Origin of the sequence: Lactobacillus nasalidis (assembly GCF_016587775.1) — a bacterium.
Classification (GTDB): Bacteria; Bacillota; Bacilli; order Lactobacillales; family Lactobacillaceae; genus Lactobacillus; species Lactobacillus nasalidis.
Map to the genome: position 1 here is coordinate 1 of NZ_BOCG01000323.1, position 6,155 is coordinate 6,155.

A 6,155-nucleotide genomic window follows, 5' to 3' on the forward strand; every position below is an offset into this window, starting at 1 on the left:
GGCCAGGCCAGCGGCGGGCGGCAGGCCGTCAACGCTTTCCCGGTGGGCCAGCAGGGTGTCCAGCAGGTCCTGGGCCGCTTGCCGGTCACTGGCCGCCGCTTTAGCTACCGGCTGGCTTAAACTGAGGGGGTCGTGGATGATTTTTTGCACTGTCATTTTTCATGCTCCTTTATTTGCTAAGACTAGTTTAAAGGGTCTGAGCCGTTTTGACAAACAGGGCTTGTGAAAAATGCTCACGTTCACGAACTAGTGTAGTATCATGCCGATATTTTTTAAATGATGATCAATTCCGGTACAATCTCTGTAGTATATCTATCAATTAGCTACGGAGGTTTATCAGCCATGACACCTACTTCTAAAAAATACATTGTCAAATTGTCCGATGACGATCTCAAGCGACTTGACAAAATTCTTCGCCAGAAAAATACGAGTGAAACGGTGGCCAACAGAATCCGCATTCTTAAAGACATGGATGCTAATCACCCGCCAGTTAAGACCTACAAGCAGTGCGCTTCAGATCATGGAATCAGTGAGCCAACTATCACTAATGCCGTGAGGAAATTCGTCAATGAAGGCCTTGATGCCACTATAAAGCTTAAGCGGAGTGTCAATTCTGATAACGCGCAACGCAAAGTTGATGGACGTGTAGAAGCGAAACTACTCGAAGTGGCCTGTGGACCTGTTCCTAAGGGGCATAGTCGTTGGACTCTGCGCCTTCTTGAAGCACAAATGAAGATAATTCTTGATGAGCCAATCAGTCGCGAAGCCATCCGCAGAACTCTAAAAAAACAACTTCGACCTCACCGTAGCGACTACTGGTGCCTCCCAAAGAAAGAAGACCCAGAATTCATAGCTTGCATGGAAGATGTTCTGGATGTTTACAAGTTTCCTTACGATCCCAAAGTGCCGGTAGTTTGCATGAATGAAAAGCCATATCAGTTGTTAGGCGAAGTCAGAGATTCATGGGCTATGCGTCCGGGTGACAACAAGAAAGTGGATTCAGAATATGTTCGTAAAGGTACATGCAGTATCTTTGCCTTCGTAGAACCGCTTGGAGGTCGTCATCACACAAGCGTCAGAGAACATCGAACAGCAGTTGACTGGGCTGAAGAAATCAAATATATGGTTGATGAGATGTACCCTGAAGCCGAGAAGATCATTCTTGTCATGGACAATCTTAATACGCACAAGCCATCCTCACTATATAAGACTTTCAACCCAGAGGAAGCACGTCGAATCATCAAGAAGCTTGAGATTCACTATACTCCCAAGCACGGCAGCTGGTTAGATATCGCTGAAATTGAGCTAAATATGATGACTAGACAGTGTCTTTCTCGAAGAATCCCAGATATTGAGACACTACGCAAAGAATTGAGCGCTTGGGAAAGTAAGCGGAATAATAGCTATGCTTTGGTAAACTGGCAGTTTAGAACTTCAGATGCACGTATCAAACTTGCATCATTGTATCCAAAGCTATAGCGATAAGCATGCTTAAGATATCATCGTGACATTACACTAGCGAAATCTAGCATCTTATTTCTAAAGTGTAATATCTTTTTTATTGACGACTTATAAGATAACATTTAAAATATTATTTAGAATAAAGGAGGAATACCTATGAAAAGAAATACATTATCTTAGGCTCATTACTAGCAATTTCACTAGCAACTGCTACTACTGAAGCTGTTAACGCATCTAATTGGTATGGTTCGCATATTACCCTACCAAGAGGTGGCACCTTTTGGAGCACTCAGTTACGGAAATCAACTGGTAATACACAAGGAATAAAAGCCAGCCAAAACGCTTATCAAGTTATTGTCGAAATCGAAAACAAGGATGGTAAACGACTTGGCAACTACAAAGTTTTCGAAAAGGAAAATAAAACTGCAAAATACATCACCACGTCTGTAAAAGATGCGAAAGTAAAAGCAGCTTTTAGAACAAATGGATATAACCTTAAAACAACCACAGCCTATCTTTCTTGGCGTCCGTAATTAAAAAGTGCTATTGACTTTAATAAGCCATAGCACTTTTTAGAATTCATTTTTTTGGAGTATTCGATGAAAACAAGACATAATATTCTAAAGCCTGAACTTATCTACCTGGTCTTGGCTATATTGGTTTATATAATTGCAGTATTTACACTTAACATGCACAACCTGGGCGGGGAGCCCTTCTACTTACGGGCTATTGAGCCTGTCTTTTCACCCGCAAGCGTTCTAGAACTGGCGATGCCAATCATTCCAATCTTAATTGCTTATCAAATAATTGATTACTATTGGTTTACTTCAGTTAAAGAATGGACTTTAGTTAGAATCGGTTCAAGCAAACAATTATTAAAAAAAGAATTGGCAATCTTAAGTAAAAAGATTGGATCCTATACCTTGTTAGCTTGGCTTTTTAGTTGTTTAACTCTTTATTTACAGAGTTTCTTACTAAATTACCGTAATTTTCCGGTAACAACTGGTGTAATTTCTAAATATGGTTCTGGATTTGGAATTATCATCTTGCTTATGGCTGCCTTTTTAACTAACCTGGCTATTGCTTTACTAACAGTAGTTTTCACCTTCATCGCCAATAAGAAATGGCAGGTTTTAGTTGGATCAGTCTTAACTGAAATGGTTCTACCAATCCTTCTATTTGAAATTAACCTTTTACCAGAAAATCTAATGCCGATCAATATCCTCAACCAATTGATCATTGCTGAAAGTAACAAACAAACAGCTACCCTTACAGCCTTTGCCTTCCTAGCAGTCGTTTTACTGGTTGAAGGCTTAATAATTACTCTTTGCGTCAAGGTTCGCAATAGAAAGGGATATTAAAACACATGGAAGTATCTGTGTCATTAAAGAATGTTGCTGTAGACGTCAAAAAGTCCCCTTTACTTCATGACGTTAGTTTTGACCTTCACCCCGGTGATATTGTGCAATTAATTGGTGAAAATCTGGTAAATCAACCTTGCTTAGAGTCATCGCTGGCTTATTGACTCCTAAAACTGGTGAAGTGACAGTTAATGGTCAATTGCTTACCCCAGGAACTTATGCTCCAAAGACAGGAGCATTGATCAACGCTCCTGTCTTTTTACCAAATTTATCAGCATTTTCCAACCTTTCATTACTAGCAAAAATTAAAAAACAGATTTCAGCTGACGACATCAAACACTGGATGAAGCAATTAGAGCTGGACCCCGAAGACTCAACACCAGTTAAAAAGTTCTCCTTAGGCATGAATCAAAAATTGGGGCTGATTCAGGCCTTAATGGAAAAAGAAGACGTTATTTTACTGGATGAACCCTTGAATGGCTTGGATTTAAAAAGCAAAAAACTGGTCCTGCAGCTGCTGGAGACGCTGCACCAAGAGAAACCAGCAACTACTTTTGTGATCGTTTCCCACGATAAGTTCTTCCAGGATTTTGCTACCCGCTTTTTATACATCGACGGGGACACGATCACAGAAAGAGGCAGCTTCGATGATCAGCTTCTCTAAAAGTCAAAAAGCTAGGATCCTGCTGATTAGTCTAATCCTTTTGTTTTTGCCCAGTGTTAGTTCACCTTTATTTCTAAAAATCAGCAGTCAAACAACAATTTATGACTATTACCTAGAAACCACCACGCTACCTGCAGTGGTTTTCTTTGTTTTGCCAACATCAGTCTTGCTCATGGCTTTTGACTTTTTAGGGCCACTAGCTAATCCATATTATGGCTTTGTCGCTTTGCGCCATGGCAAAAATGAATCTGTCTTTCAGCCTTACCTAATTAGCGAAATTCTCCTGAGTCTCCTTTTTTCTGCTTGCCTCTTTATCGGCGGTCTCTTTGCGGGCGTAAACTTAGGCTTAAATACTAAACTTGCAGTTACCCACCCCTATTTTCAAGTTGGTCTCATTTCTCTTTGGACCCGCTTTTGGGAGCTAGCCTTGGTCTGCTTAGCCCTCTTTGCCTGGAGCAATTTATGGCTGGTCATCAGCAAAAAGATCAGCAAAACCTTAGCTGCCAGCTTGCTAATGGTGTTCTTAATACTTTTATCATTTAAAAGCGGCTTAGCTATAAAGTTTCCTCTTCTGTTAGGCAATGAGCTCTACGTGATTCACCGCGTTAGTTTTTACTCTCCTTACCTCAGTTTGCTCTGGCTCCTAGCTGAACTTGGCCTGTTTCAGTTTTACTTAAAGAGGTGGCAGTATGTCGCTTAAACAGAACAATGCTTTAAAAGTCGTCCTTTTAGCCCTGATCAATTTTCTTTATTTTTGTGCTGTTCAGCATTCAGCACCAGCGATTTATTTCCTGTCACCATTAATAGCCAGCAAGCAGCCCATGCTAGCCATCTTAGGTCTGGGCTACTGGCTGGCGTTTTTGGCGATTTTCATCCTAACCGGCAGTGATTACTTGACTTGGCCTATGGCTCGCCTACGCTGCCAGCGGCCAGCTAGCTGGCTCAGCTTGCTGGCTAAAAAGACTATCGGATTTATCCTACTTAATAGCTTCTTTTTGTTAATTGGGATTGGTCTCTTTAGTCATTTTCCTTTGCTTCAAGTTCTATACTTATTAGTCTTTGAAGCCTGTTTTTTGGTCACCTACTTAGCCTGGTTTAGCCACTTTGCCAGTCATGGAAAGTTTCTGTTAATGGCTGGATTTATCCTTTTATTGTCTGACTATTTCCTGACTTTGTGAAAATTAAAAATTACACAAAAGCTAGGGTAAACCACTTTCTTATGGTTAGCGCTTACACCGAAAATAACTTGTTCATAGCCTCACATTTTTCTTTTTTCCAAGCCGGATTTGTGCTAAGATTATCAATGTAAAAGCAAGAATAACGGAGGGACAATAATGACTAAAATTTTTGCTTACGCAATTCGTGAAGATGAAAAGCCATTCTTGAAGGAATGGGAAGACGCTCACAAGGATGTCGAAGTTGAATACACTGACAAGCTTTTGACTCCTGAAACTGCTGCTTTGGCAAAGGGTGCTGACGGTGTCGTTGTTTACCAACAACTTGACTACACCGCTGAAACTTTGCAAGCTTTGGCAGACAACGGCATCACTAAGATGAGCCTGCGTAACGTTGGTGTCGACAACATCGACATGGCTAAGGCCAAGGAACTTGGCTTCCAAATCACCAACGTTCCAGTTTACTCACCAGACGCCATCGCAGAACACGCTGCTATCCAAGCTGCCCGCATCCTGCGTCAAGACAAGGCTATGGACGAAAAGGTTGCCCGTCACGACCTGCGTTGGGCACCAACTATCGGCCGTGAAGTTCGCGACCAAGTTGTCGGTGTTGTAGGTACTGGCCACATCGGTCAAGTCTTCATGCAAATCATGGAAGGCTTCGGCGCTAAGGTTATCGCTTACGACATCTTCCGCAACCCAGAATTGGAAAAGAAGGGCTACTACGTAGACTCACTTGACGACCTGTACAAGCAAGCTGACGTTATCTCCCTGCACGTTCCTGACGTTCCAGCCAACGTTCACATGATCAACGACAAGTCAATCGCTGAAATGAAGCAAGACGTAGTTATCGTTAACGTATCACGTGGTCCATTGGTTGACACTGACGCCGTTATCCGCGGTTTGGACTCAGGCAAGGTCTTCGGTTACGTAATGGACGTTTACGAAGGCGAAGTCGGCGTCTTCAACGAAGACTGGGAAGGCAAGGAATTCCCAGACGCACGTTTGGCTGACTTGATCGCTCGTCCAAACATTCTGGTAACTCCACACACTGCTTTCTACACTACTCACGCTGTTCGCAACATGGTAGTCAAGGCCTTCGACAACAACCTTGAACTGGTTGAAGGCAAGGAAGCTGAAACTCCAGTTAAGGTTGGCTAATCCCGCCTGTCTGGAAATCCCTTTTTAAACTTACAGATTTTCTTACAACAATCTACTTAAAAATTACTTACATTACTTTACAAACACATACTTTTAAACTTATCCATTAAAAGCTAAAACGAAAACCCGCGGGGCCTTCTCACCCGCGGGTTTTTGCTTGCTTTTAACCTGTTTAAAACTGCGCTTGGTCCGGATCCAGGACTGGCTGGCCGATTCCCTGCAGGCCGTCCAGCTTGGCCATGTCGTCGTCAGCCAGTTCAAAGTCGAAGACGTCAGCATTGGCCTTGATGTAGTCCGGGTGAACCGACTTCGGCAGCGGCAGGAAGCCGTGCT

At 42.5% G+C, this 6,155-nt stretch carries 5 protein-coding genes and 3 pseudogenes; 6 read left to right on the plus strand and 2 right to left on the minus strand.

From position 1 onward, the window contains the following. Positions 1–156, minus strand: a pseudogene (locus tag lacNas_RS14495) (peptide deformylase); the annotation flags it as partial. Between the two features lie 186 nt (positions 157–342). Here lacNas_RS14495 and lacNas_RS06130 point away from each other — a divergent pair. The 6 genes and pseudogenes from lacNas_RS06130 to lacNas_RS06155 all read left to right on the plus strand — a co-directional run bounded on the left by lacNas_RS06130 (position 343) and on the right by lacNas_RS06155 (position 5,822). After that, positions 343–1,479 (plus strand): IS630 family transposase, encoded by a 1,137-nt coding sequence (locus lacNas_RS06130; protein WP_201330791.1) that lies wholly within the window; start codon positions 343–345, stop codon positions 1,477–1,479. A 581-nt stretch (positions 1,480–2,060) separates the two neighbouring features. Continuing rightward, positions 2,061–2,822, plus strand: coding sequence for a hypothetical protein (locus tag lacNas_RS06135; RefSeq protein ID WP_201330792.1), 762 nt, complete (start codon positions 2,061–2,063; stop codon positions 2,820–2,822). A 133-nt stretch (positions 2,823–2,955) separates the two neighbouring features. Further along, a pseudogene (locus lacNas_RS06140) lies at positions 2,956–3,486 on the plus strand (ATP-binding cassette domain-containing protein); the annotation flags it as partial. Then, positions 3,470–4,186 carry a hypothetical protein gene (locus tag lacNas_RS06145; RefSeq protein WP_201330794.1) on the plus strand — a complete coding sequence of 239 codons (717 nt, stop codon included), beginning with the start codon at positions 3,470–3,472 and terminating at the stop codon, positions 4,184–4,186. The pseudogene lacNas_RS06140 and the gene lacNas_RS06145, both read left to right, overlap by 17 nt. Beyond that, positions 4,176–4,664 carry a hypothetical protein gene (locus lacNas_RS06150; RefSeq protein WP_201330795.1) on the plus strand — a complete coding sequence of 163 codons (489 nt, stop codon included), beginning with the start codon at positions 4,176–4,178 and terminating at the stop codon, positions 4,662–4,664. The genes lacNas_RS06145 and lacNas_RS06150 overlap by 11 nt, the downstream gene beginning before the upstream one ends. Before the next feature lie 156 nt (positions 4,665–4,820). Continuing rightward, on the plus strand, positions 4,821–5,822 hold the full coding sequence (locus tag lacNas_RS06155; RefSeq protein ID WP_201330796.1) for a D-2-hydroxyacid dehydrogenase: 1,002 nt from the start codon (positions 4,821–4,823) through the stop codon (positions 5,820–5,822). A gap of 172 nt (positions 5,823–5,994) precedes the next feature. Here lacNas_RS06155 and lacNas_RS14235 read toward each other — a convergent pair. Continuing rightward, a pseudogene (locus lacNas_RS14235) lies at positions 5,995–6,155 on the minus strand (aldo/keto reductase); the annotation flags it as partial.

What these genes read in the sequence shown, in the direction of transcription:
- lacNas_RS06155 (WP_201330796.1), top strand. Translation starts at nt 4,821, where the DNA reads ATGACTAAAATTTTTGCTTACGCAATTCGTGAAGATGAAAAGCCATTC.
- lacNas_RS06150 (WP_201330795.1), top strand. Translation starts at nt 4,176, where the DNA reads ATGTCGCTTAAACAGAACAATGCTTTAAAAGTCGTCCTTTTAGCCCTG.
- lacNas_RS06145 (WP_201330794.1), top strand. Translation starts at nt 3,470, where the DNA reads ATGATCAGCTTCTCTAAAAGTCAAAAAGCTAGGATCCTGCTGATTAGT.
- lacNas_RS06130 (WP_201330791.1), top strand. Translation starts at nt 343, where the DNA reads ATGACACCTACTTCTAAAAAATACATTGTCAAATTGTCCGATGACGAT.
- lacNas_RS06135 (WP_201330792.1), top strand. Translation starts at nt 2,061, where the DNA reads ATGAAAACAAGACATAATATTCTAAAGCCTGAACTTATCTACCTGGTC.